This window comes from Tenacibaculum sp. M341 (genome assembly GCF_004337695.1).
Lineage (GTDB): Bacteria > Bacteroidota > Bacteroidia > Flavobacteriales > Flavobacteriaceae > Polaribacter.
This window is the reverse complement of the sequence record NZ_SJXJ01000021.1, coordinates 20,080-38,272: the sequence shown is the minus strand read 5'-3', so window position 1 is coordinate 38,272 and position 18,193 is coordinate 20,080. Positions and strand designations below refer to the sequence as shown.

The 18,193-nt window shown below is 29.5% G+C and carries 13 protein-coding genes and 1 pseudogene; 7 read left to right on the top strand and 7 right to left on the bottom strand.

Annotated features, from left to right (window positions below; translation table 11 throughout):
- Window positions 1-2,154 carry a TonB-dependent receptor plug domain-containing protein gene (locus EYW44_RS18250; protein WP_132726042.1) on the bottom strand — a complete coding sequence of 718 codons (2,154 nt, stop codon included), beginning with the start codon at window positions 2,152-2,154 and terminating at the stop codon, window positions 1-3.
- A gap of 92 nt (window positions 2,155-2,246) precedes the next feature.
- Here EYW44_RS18250 and EYW44_RS18245 point away from each other — a divergent pair, with 92 nt between their 5' ends.
- The 4 genes from EYW44_RS18245 (at window position 2,247) to EYW44_RS18230 (ending at window position 7,912) form a co-directional block, all read left to right on the top strand.
- Entirely contained in the window at window positions 2,247-3,146 is a 900-nt protein-coding gene (locus tag EYW44_RS18245; RefSeq protein WP_132726039.1) for a DUF6607 family protein, read from the top strand.
- Window positions 3,147-3,273: 127 nt separating this feature from the next.
- Window positions 3,274-4,983, top strand: a complete 1,710-nt coding sequence (dnaX, locus tag EYW44_RS18240; protein WP_132726036.1) for a DNA polymerase III subunit gamma/tau — start codon at window positions 3,274-3,276, stop codon at window positions 4,981-4,983.
- Window positions 4,984-5,102: 119 nt separating this feature from the next.
- Entirely contained in the window at window positions 5,103-6,452 is a 1,350-nt protein-coding gene (locus tag EYW44_RS18235) for a Kelch repeat-containing protein (protein WP_132726033.1), read from the top strand.
- A gap of 50 nt (window positions 6,453-6,502) precedes the next feature.
- Window positions 6,503-7,912, top strand: coding sequence for a carboxypeptidase-like regulatory domain-containing protein (locus EYW44_RS18230; protein WP_132726030.1), 1,410 nt, complete (start codon window positions 6,503-6,505; stop codon window positions 7,910-7,912).
- A 6-nt stretch (window positions 7,913-7,918) separates the two neighbouring features.
- Here EYW44_RS18230 and EYW44_RS18225 read toward each other — a convergent pair whose 3' ends face one another.
- On the bottom strand, window positions 7,919-9,739 hold the full coding sequence (locus tag EYW44_RS18225; protein ID WP_132726027.1) for a cation:proton antiporter: 1,821 nt from the start codon (window positions 9,737-9,739) through the stop codon (window positions 7,919-7,921).
- A 158-nt stretch (window positions 9,740-9,897) separates the two neighbouring features.
- Between EYW44_RS18225 and EYW44_RS18220 the strand changes: the two genes are divergently transcribed.
- The 3 genes and pseudogenes from EYW44_RS18220 (at window position 9,898) to EYW44_RS18210 (ending at window position 12,706) form a co-directional block, all read left to right on the top strand.
- Entirely contained in the window at window positions 9,898-11,112 is a 1,215-nt protein-coding gene (locus EYW44_RS18220) for a class I SAM-dependent rRNA methyltransferase (protein WP_132726024.1), read from the top strand.
- 10 nt (window positions 11,113-11,122) lie between these two features.
- Window positions 11,123-11,857: pseudogene (locus EYW44_RS18215) on the top strand (DUF4184 family protein).
- A gap of 78 nt (window positions 11,858-11,935) precedes the next feature.
- The gene (locus EYW44_RS18210) at window positions 11,936-12,706 is read left to right on the top strand and encodes a hypothetical protein (RefSeq protein ID WP_132726021.1); all 771 of its coding nucleotides are present in this window, start codon (window positions 11,936-11,938) and stop codon (window positions 12,704-12,706) included.
- Between the two features lie 5 nt (window positions 12,707-12,711).
- Here EYW44_RS18210 and pbpC read toward each other — a convergent pair whose 3' ends face one another.
- From pbpC to EYW44_RS18185, 5 genes are all read right to left on the bottom strand, one after another.
- Window positions 12,712-15,063 (bottom strand): penicillin-binding protein 1C, encoded by a 2,352-nt coding sequence (gene pbpC / locus EYW44_RS18205; protein WP_132726018.1) that lies wholly within the window; start codon window positions 15,061-15,063, stop codon window positions 12,712-12,714.
- A 184-nt stretch (window positions 15,064-15,247) separates the two neighbouring features.
- Window positions 15,248-15,625 (bottom strand): hypothetical protein, encoded by a 378-nt coding sequence (locus EYW44_RS18200; RefSeq protein ID WP_132726015.1) that lies wholly within the window; start codon window positions 15,623-15,625, stop codon window positions 15,248-15,250.
- A gap of 88 nt (window positions 15,626-15,713) precedes the next feature.
- On the bottom strand, window positions 15,714-16,742 hold the full coding sequence (locus EYW44_RS18195) for an aminotransferase class I/II-fold pyridoxal phosphate-dependent enzyme (RefSeq protein WP_132726012.1): 1,029 nt from the start codon (window positions 16,740-16,742) through the stop codon (window positions 15,714-15,716).
- 135 nt (window positions 16,743-16,877) lie between these two features.
- Complete coding sequence (locus EYW44_RS18190; protein WP_132726009.1) at window positions 16,878-17,231, bottom strand: VOC family protein; 354 nt, start codon at window positions 17,229-17,231, stop codon at window positions 16,878-16,880.
- 47 nt (window positions 17,232-17,278) lie between these two features.
- Window positions 17,279-18,091 (bottom strand): alpha/beta hydrolase, encoded by an 813-nt coding sequence (locus EYW44_RS18185; protein ID WP_132726006.1) that lies wholly within the window; start codon window positions 18,089-18,091, stop codon window positions 17,279-17,281.
- Window positions 18,092-18,193: the final 102 nt, after the last annotated feature.

Here is an 18,193-nt window from a genome sequence, read left to right as displayed (position 1 = left end):
TTAGTTAAAATTTATGTTATATAATAGTTTAAAAAAATACGACCTTCCATTACCGAATAACCTACTTGCAACGACAGAAGCATCGTGTCCTTCGGATGGAACATCAGAAGCATTTACAGTAACTACATCAAAAATATTTCGTGCACCTAGGGTAAATACTAAATTGTTAATAATATCTGTTTTTATAGAAGCATCAAACCAACTGAAACCATCAGTTTGACCTAATTGTATATCTCCGTTATTAAGTAAAAGTGTTTGTCTTTTTCCTGTGTATTTTAACTGACCCGTTAAAGTGGTTTTTATTTTAGGAATTATATAGTCTACATTTGTTTGAACATCTAATCTCCATAAATATTCTGGATCAAAATCATCTATTGAACTAATTGATGTTGCCTTACCTATGTAAGTAGCTCCAATGCCAAAATTCCAACGATCACTGTTAATCGTGTTTTGTAAACTTACACCAGCAGTTTTTGTATTATCTACATTATCTGTAGTAAAAAGCGTTCTGCCATCTTCATCTTCAGTAATAATACTTGCAATTTCATCTTCAATATCAAAATAGAAACCTTTGAAAATTGTTTTTAACCTTGTTTTTTCTGATAATTTAGAATCCTTATTTACATCTAAAAAAATAGAAATACCGTCTTCTGGTTGTAAATTTGGGTTTCCTCTTACATTATGATTAGCATCTACAAAATAGAAGAATAGTTCTTCAAAGTTTGGTGCTCTAAATGCTGAACCAAAAACTCCTTTAGCTGTTATATCTTCAGTAATTTTATAGTTAGAAGTAAATTGCCAAATAAACTGATTACCAAACTGAGAATTATTAGTAACTCTGGCTCCTGGATGAAATGATAATTTTTCAGAAATATCAAAATCTGTAACCGCAAAAAAATCGTAATTACTTAAACTATTTTCTACAACTTGTGTCGAATAATTACCAGTAGCAATAGCATCAAAACCTGTTTGCCATAGAAATTCGTACCCTAATTGCAAATTAAAAAAGTCTGAATTTGGTGTTATATTACTTACAAAACCTTTGGTGTACCAAAAATCACTTGATTGACTTAAAGCGTCTGTAATATATGACTCCACACCTCTTTGAAAAATATTATACACATACTCTTCGTAATATCTCTTCTGATTCTGTTGTGAAAAAAATAGGTTGTACTTTGTTTTTCCTTTTAATGGTCCTGAAACTGTCAGGTTATTTACATATCTGTCTGTTTTAAAATTCTCATCTGTAGCTGTTGGTATCAACTGTCCTGTACCAGCATCTAACCTTCCAGTTACAAAACGATCATATACATTTACTAACTCATTAAAATTTTGAAATTTATAGAAGAATTTATGCCTACCTAATTTAAAATCTACATTTGCAGAAAAAGTTAGTTGCTCCTTTGGATTCCATTCGGTTCCTCTTAACTGATCGTTTACAACTATATTATCTTGAATATTTACATAATCTCTACCTCTAAAAGTATTGTAAAAACCTTCAAAGTTGTTACGCGAAAAACCAACAGAGTAACTTACTTTTTTATTGATTTGATTTGACAACTTGAAATTCTGTATATGTCTACCTCTATCATTAAAATTGTACTCTACCCCCACTGTTTCCTCTTGCGTAGAGAGTTGAATTTGCCATTTATGATTTTTCAAACCTCTTTTGGTAACCACATTAATAACGCCAGCTACTGCATTATCTCCGTACAAAACTCCCATAGAACCTTCTACTATTTCAACACGCTCAACATCTTCTAAATTTATCTGAGTGATATCAATATTGTTTCCTACTCCATTATCACTTACCATTGGAATTCCATCGATCAATATCTTTGTATACTGCCCATCTAAACCAAATAAACTTACAGTAGATCTTCCGGTACTTGCATCTGGTATAATAGTAAGATTTAAATTTTGAGTTAAAATATCTGCCAAATTATTACCCGCTACCTTGGCTATATCTTTTTTATTGATGACACCTACATTAAATAATTTTTTGCTCAACGACATTAAGTTGCTTTCTCCAACAACAATTACTTCATCTAGCTTATTCATTTTGATTGAATCTTGCTCTTTTACTTGCCCCTCAGCAAAAAAATTTAAAAGAGATAGTAAAACAATTATAATTAAACTCTTATTTAGAAACATTCTTAATAATTTTCAGCAAATATATATTTTATTTTAATTCAATCTAAATAAATTTTATATTTTTGTTCCCAGAAATACATAATCAATTAAAAATGAAGAAAACTTTTATTGCATTACTCGCAGTAGTTAGTGGCTTAAATGCACAAATGAGTAAAAAGCAAAAAGATATTGAAGCTATAAAATCTATGAGTGGTTGTTATAAGGTAGCCTTTAACTTTACTGAAACATTTAACTATTCTGACAAAGAAGATTACAAACCTTCAAAAGTGAAGCATGACAAAGCCTTAGAATGGGTTGAGGTTGTAACAGATGGTAATAACGAAATACAGTTACAACATTTATTAATTGTTGGACCTCCAAATCAACCACATATTGTAAAGCATTGGAGACAGGACTGGTTATATGAAAACCAAGACTTTTTTATGTTTGATAAAGGAACTACTTGGAAATACAATGAGTTTCCAAAAGACCAAGTAAAAGGTCAATGGACTCAAAAAGTATATCAAGTAGATGATAGCCCACGTTACGAAGGATCAGCTACATGGGTTCATGTGGATGGAAAAAGTTTTTGGGAAAATGCTACTGATGCTCCATTAGCAAGACGAGAAATAACAAAAAGATCTGATTACAATGTGATGCATAGAAGAAATAGACATGAAATAACTAAAGATGGTTGGATACACAACCAAGATAATGATAAAGTAATTAGAGAAGATAATAAAGATGACTTTTTACTTGCTCAAGAAAAAGGATATAACGTTTATACCAAAGTAGCAGACAACAAATGTAAAGCTGCTCAAGGATGGTGGAAAGATAACAAAGGACTTTGGAAAAAAGTTCGTAAAAAATGGAGCAAAACTTTCAGTGAGAAAAAAGATATTGTTTTAAAAGAAAAAGTAAACAACAAAAAAATGTACTCTCATTTATTCGCCTTAAAAGCGGATACCTCTAAAAAAGAAGTAAATAAAATTATAGAACAATTTTTAAACTAATTTATTCTTGTCTTTTGTGTTGATAAAATCTCGATGTTGTTACTAGCATCGGGATTTTTTATTGTTTACAACTTTGTTTGTATGTACTAAATGGGTTTGTTACTTTTGCGTCAGTAAATAGTTATTAATGGAACATTTTATAGTATCTGCACGTAAATATCGCCCTCAAAATTTTGAGGATGTTGTTGGGCAACAAGCCATTACCAACACGTTAGAAAATGCTATAAAAAACAACCATTTAGCGCAAGCGTTACTTTTTACTGGTCCTAGAGGTGTTGGTAAAACATCTTGTGCACGTATACTTGCTAAAAGAATCAATCAAGAAAGCTCTGATAGCGATAATACTGATGAAGATTTTGCATTTAATATTTTTGAATTAGATGCGGCTTCTAATAACTCAGTTGACGATATTCGTAGCTTAACAGATCAGGTTCGTATTCCTCCTCAAACAGGAAAATATAAAGTATATATTATTGATGAGGTTCACATGCTTTCTCAGGCTGCTTTTAATGCTTTTTTAAAGACTTTAGAAGAACCTCCTGCACATGCTATTTTTATTTTAGCAACTACTGAAAAACACAAAATTATTCCAACGATACTTTCTCGTTGTCAAATCTTTGATTTTAAACGAATTGGTGTTTTAGATGCTAAAAATTATTTAAAGGTAATATGTGAGCGAGAAAATATTACTGCTGATGACGATGCTTTGCATATTATTGCTCAAAAAGCTGATGGTGCCATGCGTGACGCTTTATCTATTTTTGATAGAGTTGTTAGTTTTTCAGGTAATAATTTAACTAGAGAAGCTGTTACTCAAAACCTTAATGTTTTAGATTACGAAGTATATTTTAATATGACGGATTTATTGTTAGAAAACAAAATTCCTGAAGTATTAATGGCTTTTAACACAGTGTTATCTAAAGGTTTTGAAGGACAACACTTTATAAGTGGACTAGCTTCTCATTTTAGAGATTTATTAGTAGCTAAAGATACTGCTACAATTGCTCTTTTAGAGGTTGGTGATACTGTTAAAAAACGTTATCTAGAGCAAGCTCAAAAAGCTAGCATGCAGTTTCTGCTACCTTCTATAGACAAAGCTAACGATTGCGATTTAAAATATAAATCTAGCAAAAATCAACGTTTACTCGTTGAACTTTGTTTAATGCAAATTGCCTCTATCACTTTTGATGGAGAAAAAAAAAAAGGTAGCAACTACATAATTCCAGCAACATTTTTTACCTCTTTAGCTCCAACAGCTAAAAAGATTGAAAATTCTATTCAGCAAGTTGCACAACAAAAAAAACAACAGGTACAAGCCGCTACTAGTGAACAAACTATTCCGCAAGAACCAGTTACACCTTCTATAAAAAACATCAAACGTAGACCTTCTGCTTTATCTTTAAAGAGTTTACAACAAAAAAGAGAAACAAAGGTTGTAACACAAGAAGAAGAAAATTATGATAACCATCCTCGTACTCCTTTTAACCAAGAACAATTACAGGAAACTTGGAAAAAGTATTACTTCAAACTACAAGAATTGGGAGAAAAAAACATGGGGTCTATATTAATTGCTGGACAACCTGTTTTAAAAGAGAATTATGCTGTAGTTGTAACTCTTCCAAATAATTTGATGAAAAATCAATTAGAACGTGGTAAACCAAAAATATTGCGTTTTATTAGGGAAAGGTTAAATAATTACGGTATTCAAATTACTATAGAAGTAAACGAAGTTGTTGAAAAGAAATTTGCATATACACCACAAGAAAAATACGAGAAACTAAAAGAGAAAAACCCTCTTTTAGAGAAGTTAAAAAACACTTTTGGATTAGACATTTAAGCCCATTTATTTCTTATTATATTTAATTTAAAAATAACCTTTCATTTACGCATATAGGCACAATTTTTGATAGTTTCAAGTTAGAAAAAGTTTTATAATCAACCAAATCTAACGCAACTATGAAATTATCTTTTATTCTATCATTTTTTGTTTTATCTATCACTGCACAAAGCATTAAAGGAACTATAATAGATGCAGAATCTAAAAAACCTTTAGAAAATGTAACTGTTTTTTTTGAAAAAGAAAATACTGGATCTGTTTCAAACAATAAAGGTGTTTATATTTTAAATACAATTTCTAAGATTAGAAAAAATGATGTGATTCGATTTTCTCTAATCGGTTACGACACTCAAAAACTTACTTTTAAGGAATTAAAAAAACTGAACTTTACTGTAAACCTTATTAGAAAAATAGAAAACTTAGATGAAGTTATCGTTTCTTCTGAAAAAATACTCAAAACTAGAATTGAATACAAAAAATTGTCAAACCTAAACAAAGGTGTTTACAATGTTGGAACTGCTTTAGTTGGTGATAAAATATATTTAGTTGCTGGAAATAATTCACATTCAGAAGATGCTAAAAAAAGAGCTTTGTATGAATTTGGCAATGATCCTAGACCTAGCCTTAAAAGATTAATAAGAGAATTAAGAAAAGGAAGCTTTGTTTACAATAATTTTTATGATAAGCTACAAATTTACGACATAAAAAATGATAGTTCATACATTTCTGAATTACCGTTTAGAGCTCGTACCAACAATAACATAATTGCCTTTAAAAATCAACTATACATTTTAGGAGGTAAAATGCTATCTAAAAAGAAAACTCTGGAATATTTAGATAATAAGATAGAAATTCTTGATTTAAATCAAAATACAATAAAAATAGATCATACAAATCCTCATCAAGCTGTAAATTTCGCTTCTTTTGCTCACGAAAACTATATCATTACAATGGGCGGTTCTATTAAAGAAAAGGAATATACTGATAAAGCTCATATTTACGACACAAAGAATGGATATTGGTATGATTTAACAAATATGATATCAGCTAAAGAAACGCAAGGAGTTTTAGTTAACAATAAAATTTATTTAATTGGCGGATTTAATGGTAAAACTTTAGATGACATTGAATCTTACAATCTTACAACTGGCAAATGGAAGAAAGAAGGTAATTTATTTGAAGGAATGGAAAAACCTGCTGTGACTTCATTCAACAACTCCATTTATATTTTTAACAATGGTAAAATATTAGTTTATGATATTAATGAAAACATTTTAAAGGAATATAAAGTTAGTTTGAACATAGAGAATGCTCAAATGCACTATTATCAAAACAAACTATACATTGTTGGTGGATATATTGAAGATTACTATACTAAATCTCCATCTGCAGATGTATATACTATTAATTTAGATGAATTTTCAAATACCAAAGTTCAAAACGTAAAAAGAATAATTTCTAACTTTTAAAAAACTAAACTCAATACAAAGCTTTACATCAACTCAACTATAATTAGACTATGAAATTAACGTTTATTCTGTCGCTTTTTGCATTAACAATAACCGCACAAAGTATTAAAGGAACCATAATAGATTCCGAATCTAAAAAACCTTTAGAAAATGTAACTGTTTTTTTTGAAAAAGAAAATACTGGATCTGTTTCTAACAATAAAGGTGTTTATATCTTAAATACAATTTCTAAGATTAGAAAAAATGATGTGATTCGATTTTCTCTAATCGGTTACGACACTCAAAAAATTACTTTAAGTGAATTACAGAAACTGAACTTTACAATAAACCTTATCAAAAAAATAGAAAACTTAGATGAAGTTATCGTTTCTTCTGAAAAAAAACTTAAAACTAGAATTGACTATAAAAAATTATCAAACTTAAATAAAGGGGTTTACAATGTTGGAACTGCTTTAGTTGGTGATAAAATATATTTAGTTGGCGGTAATCTATCATATTCAGAAGATGTAGGTAAAATAGCTTTAAGAACATTAAGTGAAAATTCTTCTCCTAATGATATTGGTAGACTTTTGCGTGACTTGAGAAGACCAAGTATTTCTTACAAAGGATATAATGAGGACCTACAGCTTTATGACATTTTAAAAGATTCTTGCTATACCTCTGATTTAAAATTTAGAGCTCGTACCAATAATAATATAGTTGCCATTAAAAATCAACTATACATTTTAGGTGGTAAAATGTTGTCTAAAAAGAAAACTCTGGAATATTTAGATAATAAGATTGAAATTCTTGATTTAAATCTAAATACAGTAAAAATAGATCATACAAATCCTCACCAAGCTATAAACTTCGCTTCTTTTGCTCACGAAAACTATATTATTACAATGGGCGGTTCTATTAAAGAAAAGGAGATTACTGTAATGAGAGCAAATATTAAAGTACACAAAGGGAATAAAAAAGTATATACTAATAAAGCACATATTTACGACACAAATACAGGATATTGGTATGATTTAACAAATATGTTATCAGCTAAAGAAACACAAGGGGTTTTAGTAAACAATAAAATCTATTTAATTGGCGGATTTAATGGTAAAGCTTTAGATGACATTGAATCTTATAATCTTGTAACTGGCAAATGGAAAAAAGAAGGTAATTTATTTGAAGGGATAAAAAAACCTGGTTTAACCTCTCATAACAATAAAATATACATTTTTGACAATCAAGAAATCGTAGTGTATGATACTAATGAAAATAGCTTAGCATCATATAAAATCAATTTAAACGTTAAGAATGCCAAAATGCATTGCCACGAAAACAATCTTTACATTATAGCTGGATATATTGATGAAAACTATACAAAATCGCCTTCTACGGGTATTTATAAAATAGCCATAGAAGAGTTTTCTAACACTAAAGTTTACAAATCAAAAAACTTAAATAATACAGATATAAACTAGAAATTATTAAGAAGTTGTAAATAACTCCTCTCCTACATATATAATAATATCTTCAGGTTTTATTTGGTTTTCATCAACTTCTGCTAAAATTTTAAACTCTCCTTTAGATTTTAAAAACACAGGTACAGATTTTTCATGATTGTAAATCACTTCTATCTGTTCTTTGAAATCTTCAGGAGATTTTACTGCAATTTCATTTACTTGAGGAAAATCTCTTACCGCCTCTGTTAAATTAATAAAATCGTCTTTTGCAGTAAATAGTACATCAGAATTTTCTAGCTGATCTGAACAAACTTCTTCCGAAGATGCCAATCTATAAGCTCCCAGTTCTCCTAAAACACTTGAAAAACGATCTAAAGCATATTTATTTACTGTATCACTACCTGTCATTGCAATTAAATACCCTGCATCGTTTAATTCAATATTTTCATCTAAACTTTCATTATAAATATCAATATTAAAAGCCTCTATACCTAAATCTTTACTAGCTTTTACATAATCTTTATTACTATCTAATAAAATCACTCGCTTGTTATACTTCATTAAATAAGAAGCTATTACCCTTGCTGATTGTGATGCTCCTACAAACACAACTGCTTCTGACTTTTTTAAGAATACACCAACCATTTTTGCAAATAACCTAGCCGTGGTAGCATTTAACAAAACTGTTCCTAAAACAATCATAAAAACCAACGGTGTAATATATTCAGCACCAGCTACTCCTTGTTTCATTAATTTTGATCCAAATAATGATGCAATACCAGCAGCTACAATACCTCTTGGACCTACCCAACTAATAAATAATTTTTCGTTTAATTTTAACGTTGAATTATGAGTGCTTAAAAATACACCCAACGGACGTACAACAAACACTATTAATGCAAATAATAAAATAGCTTTCCAATTAAAAACAAGTAGTAAGTCTTTAATGTTCATATTAGCTGAAAGTAGAATGAAAAGAATTGATATTAATAAAACTGATAACGATTCTTTAAAATACAACAACTCTTCAAAGCTTTTAAGCTTACTGTTCGCTATCACCATTCCCATTACTACAACAGATAATAATCCTGATTCGTGTGCCAATAAATCTGACAATACAAATACTAATAACACTGCAGATAATGAAACCACATTTAATAAATAATGAGGTACAAACTTTTTATTAATTATAGCGATCAATGCCTTGGCAAATGTGAATCCGAAAGTAGTACCAAACAATAAAATTTTTCCAAACTCTAACAGAGCAGTTTGTGTAAAACCTTCGCTACCTACACTTATAAATTCAAAAACCAATACTGCTACTAAAGCTCCTATTGGATCAATTAAAATACCTTCCCATTTTAATACAGCCGCCACATCTTTCTTTAAAGGAATGTTCCTTAAAATTGGAGATATCACTGTTGGACCTGTTACTATAATTAACCCAGAAAATAGTAAAGAAATTTCCCAACTTAATCCTAATAAATAATGTGCTATAATTCCTGAAAGAAAAAAGGTAACTACAGAACCTAATGTAATCAGTTTAGTAATTACTGGTCCTACATTTTTAATTTCACTTTTTCGTAAAGTTAATCCGCCTTCAAAAAGTATAATACTTATTGCTAACGATACAAAATAAAATAATCCTTCTCCTGGAAATAAACCTTTTTTTCCATTCCAAATTGGTTCAATCCATTTACTTCCATTTTCACTAAAATATTCTGCAGCTATAGGACCTACTAACAATCCTATTAAAATTAATGGTAAGATTGCTGGAATTTTAAACTTCCAAGCAAACCATTGTGCTAAAATTCCTAAAATAATGATTCCTGCTAATTCTAACATATTCCAATTGACTATTTCTGTAAAAGTAAGTTTTTTTACAGTACTATAAAATTTTATTATTAATGCTATTTTAAAACGATAAAATTTATAATTGTTATTGTTTTTTGAAATAGTATTTTTACATCGTTTTTTAGTAATTCACATATAATCAGCATCATTTGATAACATTACCTAACATAAGTACATCAAAAATAGCCATTAAGGTAAAACCTAATGCCGAAACGTTAATTAAAAAAGGGCATCCTTGGGTTTTTGAAAATAGTATTATAAAGCAGAATAAAGAAGGTAAATCTGGCGATTTAGCTGTTATTTTCGATACAAAAAACAATAAATTTTTGGCTTGTGGATTTTATGATCCGCACTCTCCTATTCGTATTAAAATTTTACAAGCAAATAAACCTGCTACTATTAATGCTGATTGGTTTGACAAAAAAATAGAAAACGCCTATCAAAAAAGAATTCCTTTATTAAAAACAGACACCAATAGTTATCGTTTAATTTATGGTGAAAATGATGGCTTACCTTCTTTAGTTGCCGATGTGTATAAAGAAGTTTTAGTTGTAAAACTTTATGCTTCTTTCTGGTTTGCTTATTTAAATGAAATGCTTCCTAAACTTATCGAGATTAGCAATGCTAAAACAACGGTATTACGTTTAAGCAGAAATGTTCAAAAAGAGCAGAATGAATATGGTTTTAAAGATGGTCAAGTGTTAGATGGAACTTTAGAAAACGAGGTTATTATTTTTAAAGAACATGGTGTTCATTTTTCAGCAAATGTCATACATGGTCATAAAACAGGATACTTTTTAGATCATAGAGCCAATAGAAAAAAAGTTGGTGAAATGTCTAAAAATAAAACCGTTTTAGATGTATTTTCTTACGCCGGAGGCTTTTCTGTTCATGCTTTAACTGGCGGCGCTAAAGAAGTTACTAGTTTAGACATTAGCAAACCTGCTTTAGAAATTGCTAAAAACAATGCTAAACTAAACGATTTCACAGGAATTCATAAAACAATTGCTGGTGACGCTTTTGAAGAACTACAAAAATTAGCTAATCAAAAAGTAACATACGATATTGTAGTTATTGATCCGCCTTCTTTCGCCAAAAGTGCTGCTGAAATTGACCGAGCTTTGGCTAGCTATAAAAAACTAACCAAATTAGGGTTAAAATTAGTTCGAAGAAAAGGAACATTAGTATTAGCTTCTTGTAGTTCTAGAATTACTTCTGAAGTATTTTTTGATGCTGTTGAAGAAGTATTACAACGCAGTAGAGTAAAATATACTGTTAAACAAAAAACACTACATGATATAGATCACCCTATAAGTTTTAAAGAAGGAGCATATTTAAAATGTGTATATGTAGAAATATTATAAAATAATTTTAATGCCTTTTACATTTTCACATCCTGCTATCATTTTACCATTACAACGTATACACAAACAATGGTTTTCTTTGACTGGCTTGGTTATTGGCAGCTTAACTCCCGATTTTGAATATTTTTTAAGAATGGAAATTAAAGGAGAAATTGGACATACCTTATACGGTCTCTTCCTCTTTTGTTTGCCCGTAGGTATTGTACTCACTTTTATTTTCCACAATATTGTAAGAAATACTTTATTTGATAATCTTCCTTTATTTTTCAAAGAACGATTCATTGTTTTTAAAAAATTTAATTAGAACAACTATTTTAAACAAAATTGGTTTGTTGTGATCTCTTCAATAATCGTTGGTGCTTTTTCTCACTTATTTTGGGATGCTTTTACACATTACGATGGATTTTTTGTTGCGTTAGTTCCGCTGTTAAAAAGTGATATTTCTCTTTTAGGTAAACAAATTCCTGTTTTTAAAATATTACAGCATTTATCTACGCTTATTGGTGCAGTAATTATCTTTTTTGCAGTTTATAAACTACCCCTTCATAAAACTGAAAAACAACCTATTATTCTTAAATATTGGTTTTATATTTTAATAATTACGATAAGTATTGTAATGTTCAGATTTGCTTATGGACTGAAATTAGCAGAATATGGAAACGTTATTGTAACTATTATTTCTGCTATTATGATTAGTTTGATTTTTACTCCTTTTATTTTATTGAAGAAAAAAAATCTACGTTAATATTTTAGTTTTTCGGTATAATTTTTGATGCATTTACAAGCATCACCAAATTTAATTTACCTCAAATAAAACTAAGCTATGAAAACTATAAAACGAATCTTCTTTGTTATTCTTTCGCTAACGATAATTTTTACTATTTACCTGATTCAAGATTTTAATAAATATGAAAGTAATGTTAGTAATAAGAAGCATTTTGATTTATATATAGCTGATCGATTTTTACGTAAATCAGATCACTTTTCTTTATATCAATTTTTACATGTTTATGATAGCACTACAGTTTGGAGCGATGTTAAGAAATCAGAACAAAGACCTATGAAATGGGATGTTAAAGGATTAGAAACTTTAAACTACATTTCTATAAGTTTAAAAAACATCTCTGGAGAAAATATGTACTATATGAGCTGGGGCACTCCTTTTTCTAGAATAAGAGAACATTTTATTGTATATAAAAATGGCATTGAAACTCCTATCCCTTTTGGTGGTTTTGATTGTAGTACTGGAATTTATCTCGAAAAAATGGAGATAAATGAAACCATCACAAATAAAAATTACTCTCCTTTATTGTTTAATCCGTACACTAATGATCCTTTACCACTACATAGTGAGAAATTTCCTAAACTATTTAAAGAAATTTATGGAGACTCAATTAAGGTAATATTAAAACAAGCTACTTATGGAAGTCCTTGGAATAAATATCCATCTCAAATGATAACTTCTCAATCATTTTCTATTTCTACAAAAAAAATCATTGAAAACTGGAGAAAAGGAAACTTTAGTAAAGATCCGAAGTTCATGGAAGAAAGAGAAAGCGCTTTTTATACTCCTGATGAGGATAAAAAAAACTAAAGAATTTACTCTACCTCTATTACACATTTTTTCTCGTTACCTAAACCGTCAATTACAGTAATCACATGTTCTCCAATAGAAGGTTTTAAAGGAATCTCATGATAATCATTGGTTTCAGTAATAAAAACATCGTCTAAATACCAATATACAGTGGCGTTCGGATTGGTATGTGTTAGTTTTAAAATCACAGGGTTTTCTTCTCCATTAGTTCCTTTGGTTAAAGAAATAATAGATCTAAACTTCGTAGGAAACACAAAATCAATCGTGTTTGTATCTAACGTTGTGCATCCTGCTTTAAAATCGGGAAGCTTTTGGTAATTCGGATTTTTCTGCTTGTAATAATATCCCATTACTGGAGGCAATATAAACCATGTTTTAGTAATCATATTTTGAACCGACTCACAATTAGAATTCACTCGAACACTTTCCGTTTTATCTAACTGTATTTCTTTATGATATGGACACGATTTAGCTCTAATTCCATTTTTTTGAATCCTTCTTTTCTCTGAGGTACAAATTGGCAAAGCCAAATATCCTGTTTGCACACACACCTCTTCCTCTATTAAATCTTCATAAGGCTCTAAAAACCAATCTGATTTTGGCAATACATCAAACACACCAAACATTAAGGGAGATGCACTACCTACTCCTGTTAAATCTGGCCTACCTTCACCATCAGAATTTCCGCACCACACTCCTACTACATATTTTGACGTAGTTCCTATTGCCCAAGCATCTTTGTTTCCAAAACTAGTACCTGTTTTCCAAGCTATTTTTTGAGAAGAATCGTAATATTTCCAAGCCTGATCTGACGTTGGTCTGTTTACCTCTGTTAAGGTATTTAATGTTAAATACGTAGATCCAGCATCTACATATTTTGTTTGTTCAGTAACGGTTCCAAAGTTTATTTGTTGATTTTTTAAGTATAATGGTGATTGAAATTCATCACTGTAATATTTATGCTTTAAATCTTCATAATGATTTACAGTCCCTGCATAACCTGCAAAAATTTTACACAAATCCCATAAATTAGCCTCTGCACCACCCAAAATAAGCGATAAACCATAATAATCAGCTGACTTATCAATTCCGTTGATATTATAAGATTTCAAATCTTCTCTAAATTTTTGTAATCCATAAGAGCGTAACATTCTTACAGCTGGAATATTCAATGACCTTGTTAAAGCTTCGTTAGCATGAACAGCACCATCATACGATAAATTAAAGTTTTTAGGCGTATAACCTGCTATTTCCACTGGTGTATCTTTTAGTAATTGAGTAGGCAATAAATCACCAGATTGTAAAGCATAAGCAAACAAAAAAGGTTTTAACGTGCTACCTGTGCTTCTTGCTGATATTACATTATCTACATCTTTCTGATGTTTCTTATCGGTTGGTGAATTCCCTACGTATGCTAATACTTTTCTTGTTTCTACATCTAATACTAAAACCGCTAAATTGTATACTTCATTTTGCTTTAACTTCTCATAATGTCTTTTTGCTAAATAATTAACTTTCTCTTGCAAATGAATATCTATAGAACTCTCCAAACGTTCTCCTTTATGTTTTTTCGTTAATTTCTGAACAAAATGCGGTGCCACAGTTGGTAAATGATGTGGTTTTTGTGGTAATTCTTCTTCTGTAGCCAATACATATGTTAAACTATCAATTATATTTTTTTGATATAGTTTTTGCAAAAGTCTATCTCTTTTATTCTTTAATTTTTGTTGATTTTTTCCTGGATAAATTAATGATGGTGCATTAGGTAAAACCGCTAAAGTTGCACTTTCTGCCCAAGATAATTGATGTGGTTGTAAACGAAAATAACGCCATGATGCCATTTCTAGTCCAACAACGTTTCCTCCATATGGTGCATGAGAGGCGTACAATTTTAAAATTTTTTCTTTTGAATATCTAAACTCCAATCGTGTAGCCAAAATGAGTTCTTTTAACTTCTCTACATAAGATCTTTGCTGATTTTTTCTTGATAATCTAATTACTTGTTGCGTTAATGTACTTCCACCTCTCACAACTCTTTTTGCTTTTCTATTTTCTAAAAACGCTTTTCCTATTGATGCTGGATTAAATCCGAAGTGATTATAAAAATATGCATCTTCAAACTGAATAATACATTCTTTAAATTTGCGAGGTACCGAATCTAATTCAGGAAAACGCCATTGACCATCAGAAGCAATTGTTGCTCCTAATAGTTCTCCAGATTTATCTGTTATTACTGTAGATGTTGGTGCTTTAAAAATTTGTTTTGGTAACGAAAAGTAATATGAAATACAAACTATAATAAAGACTATACTCTTTTTGGGGTACTTTTGAATAGTATGTATGATGTTTATCTTCAATTTTCAATTTGATTTTAGAACCAAAATATAAAGAACTTTTTAAATCCAATACTAAAAGTATTTTTTAGTTCCTTTTTAATACATTATCGTTGAAATTCATCCAAAATACGAATACTAAAAAAGGTTTTCCCAATATTGGAAAAACCTTTGATTTTATACTTTAATTAAGTAAACGTCAATAAAATTAAAAAATAATTGATAACACTCCTAATATAGCTAAAGCAACACCTGCCGGAACTTGGTATTGTACTAATTTTGCCCTTAATGCTTGACCTTTTTCTTTTGCTTCGTCATTATTCTCTAAAATGTATTTAGAAATTAAACTATATGCCAGTAAAAAACCAACTACCAATTCTAAACCAGCAACTAAAAGCGCTATTATCGAACCGTGTTTAAAAATAGAAAGTACTCCTAAAACACCCCAAATAGTTAATAATACACCTATTAAACCTTGAAAAGGTACTAATTTATCTATTAAATCTTTTGCATTTGGTTTTTTAGCGACTATCAGTGAAGAAGCCGCAATTACCCCTCCTAAAATAGCAACAATAGCTCTAATCATTTTAATTTATTTTATGTTAATATATCTACAATTTAGTAAAATATTTTTAGCCGTGGCATTTACTCTTAAAATGTATGATTAAAACTTATTAATATTTGTAATTTTTAACTAAATAATCCTCAAATATTCTTAAAACCTCTGGAAAGTTCTCCCTTCCAAAACCTATTCTTGCGTGTGAAGTTCCGTACTCAAATGTTTCTGCTGGTAATAGCATAATTCCTGTTTCTTTCACCAATTTCTCTGCAAATTCGTAAGTTGTTTCAGGTATATGCAACTTTATAAAAGCCGTTGATCCATAGCTAGGTTTGCTAAAATCAAAAAATGACTGGTGCTTCTCATGAAATTCTGAAAACAAATTTATATTACTTGTTATTTTTTTCAAGTTTGGCTGAACAAAATGTTCCATATTATTTAAACCGATGGTCGCTAAAATTTCACTAGTTGCACTATTACAAATCGATAAATAATCTTTGAAATTTTCTACTTTTTGAAGTAATGATTTGTTTTTTGATGTTAACCAACCTAAGCGTAAACCTGCTAAACCAAATGTTTTTGCTGCACCCCATAAACTAACACTGTTTTCATATACATCGCACATAGAAGGTAATGTTTCTTTATTACCGTGAGATAAAAAACGATACATTTCATCAGAAAATATTGTGATACCATGTGCTCTAGCAATAGATATGATTTCCATGTAATCATCAATATTTGGGCAAAACCCTGTTGGATTATGAGGGAAATTAACTACTATTAATTTGGTTTTATCTGTTATTAACTTTTTTAAATCTGACGGTTGATACGTCCAGTTACCTGATTCCTCTTCTGGTTTCCAAAAAGACAATGAACAGTCTAAATCTTTTGCTACTTGATATAAAGATTGATACATAGGTGCCATACAAATAACCTCATCACCTTTACTCAGCAAAACATTCATTAAAATAAAATTTGCTTCACCAGGTGAAGAAACAATAATTTCATCTAAATTAATTGTTTGATAATGTTGCTGAATTGCTTCTCTTAATGGCTCACTTCCTCTTGTTTCTGTGTATCCTAATTTTAAATGTTCCCACGATGCTCTCTCTTCATCAGAAGCTAAGTCTAACACATATTGCATGAACTTGACATTAAATATTTTGCTGAAAATTCATATTTAGCAAAGTATCTTTCTACTGCAAAATCTTTGATTTTCATTTTCTTCGTTTTTTAAATTATCCATTTGAAAGTTAATTTAAAAAAGTAGAGAAAACTATTATCTAGTTATATTTTTTAATTCAACTTTTCTACCATCCAAATCTTGAACTACTGAAATTATTCCCCATTCAGTTTTAGTGGGTTCTGAAATAATTTCCCAACCACCTTGTTTTAATATTTTTATACTATCCTTTAAATTTTCAATACCAAAACCTAATCTTAAAGAATTATCTGCTTTTGTCATTGATTTAGTTAATGGATAAATTTCAAAAACAAATCCGCTATGTTCAGCTGCATAATGATAAGGACCGTTTCCATGACGGTGATAATCGAATGTAAAACCTAATAACTCGTATTGACTTTTTAATTTTTCTATATCATTAGTTCTAATTACCAATAAATTTAAGTTCATTCTAAGAAAAGTTTTCTGTCTTAAAAATTATGTGTGAAAAATATTGATTACTCATTTGTTAACAGAATTCCTTTGTAAAAACTATCTAAAAACAATGAATTATGAGTATCATTTTCATACAATTCTTTAGTTAATTCTATATGCTTATTATTCTCAAGCTCTCTTATAAATTCTTCTATTTTTCTTTTGTGAAAAGCTGGCTTCGGTTGATACGTTAAATGAATTTTTGTTTTCCTTTTGTAATTTACTTTTTTGAAATTGGCTATAACTTCTCCATTACTAAACCAAATAGAAGGATCGTAAATATGAATGACTTCAAAAGGATGCTCTAGCGATAAAATATAACCTCCAAAATACCCTCCATACGAATGCCCTACAAGAGTTTCATGATTGTTAGTTGAGTATTTTTTATTTACATCTGGAATTAATTCTTTCAATAAATAATTATAAAAACTCGTTCCCTTTCCCGAGTTTGAATCATTATACCAAGTTTCGTCTACTTTATCTCCATCGTATTCAATTCTCGACTGACTGAACGTTAAATCTTGTCCTCTTTTTTTCTCCCAATCAACATGCGGAATTCCGATAATAATTGAGTACTGTATTTTTTTATTTGCTCCTAAATCAAAAGTCATATTTCTTATTAAATCAAACCTCCATTCTGCATCAAACACGTAAATAACCGGATACTTTAAAGAATCTGAATACTGAAGTGGTAAACTAACCCAATACTCTCTGTTTTCTTTTAAATTTTTAGAATGAATAGTATGTTTAATTGCTTTATTAACACAGAAATTTTCTTGCGCATTAGTAGTTAGTTTTACTAGCACAATAATGAATAGTAGTATATATTTTTTCATTTTATGTTTGGTTGAATACTATCACAGCAATAACAAAAACTGCACTTTAAATAATGCTGCAAAGTTTTGCTAAATTTAAGGATATTCTCACTAAAAAGAACA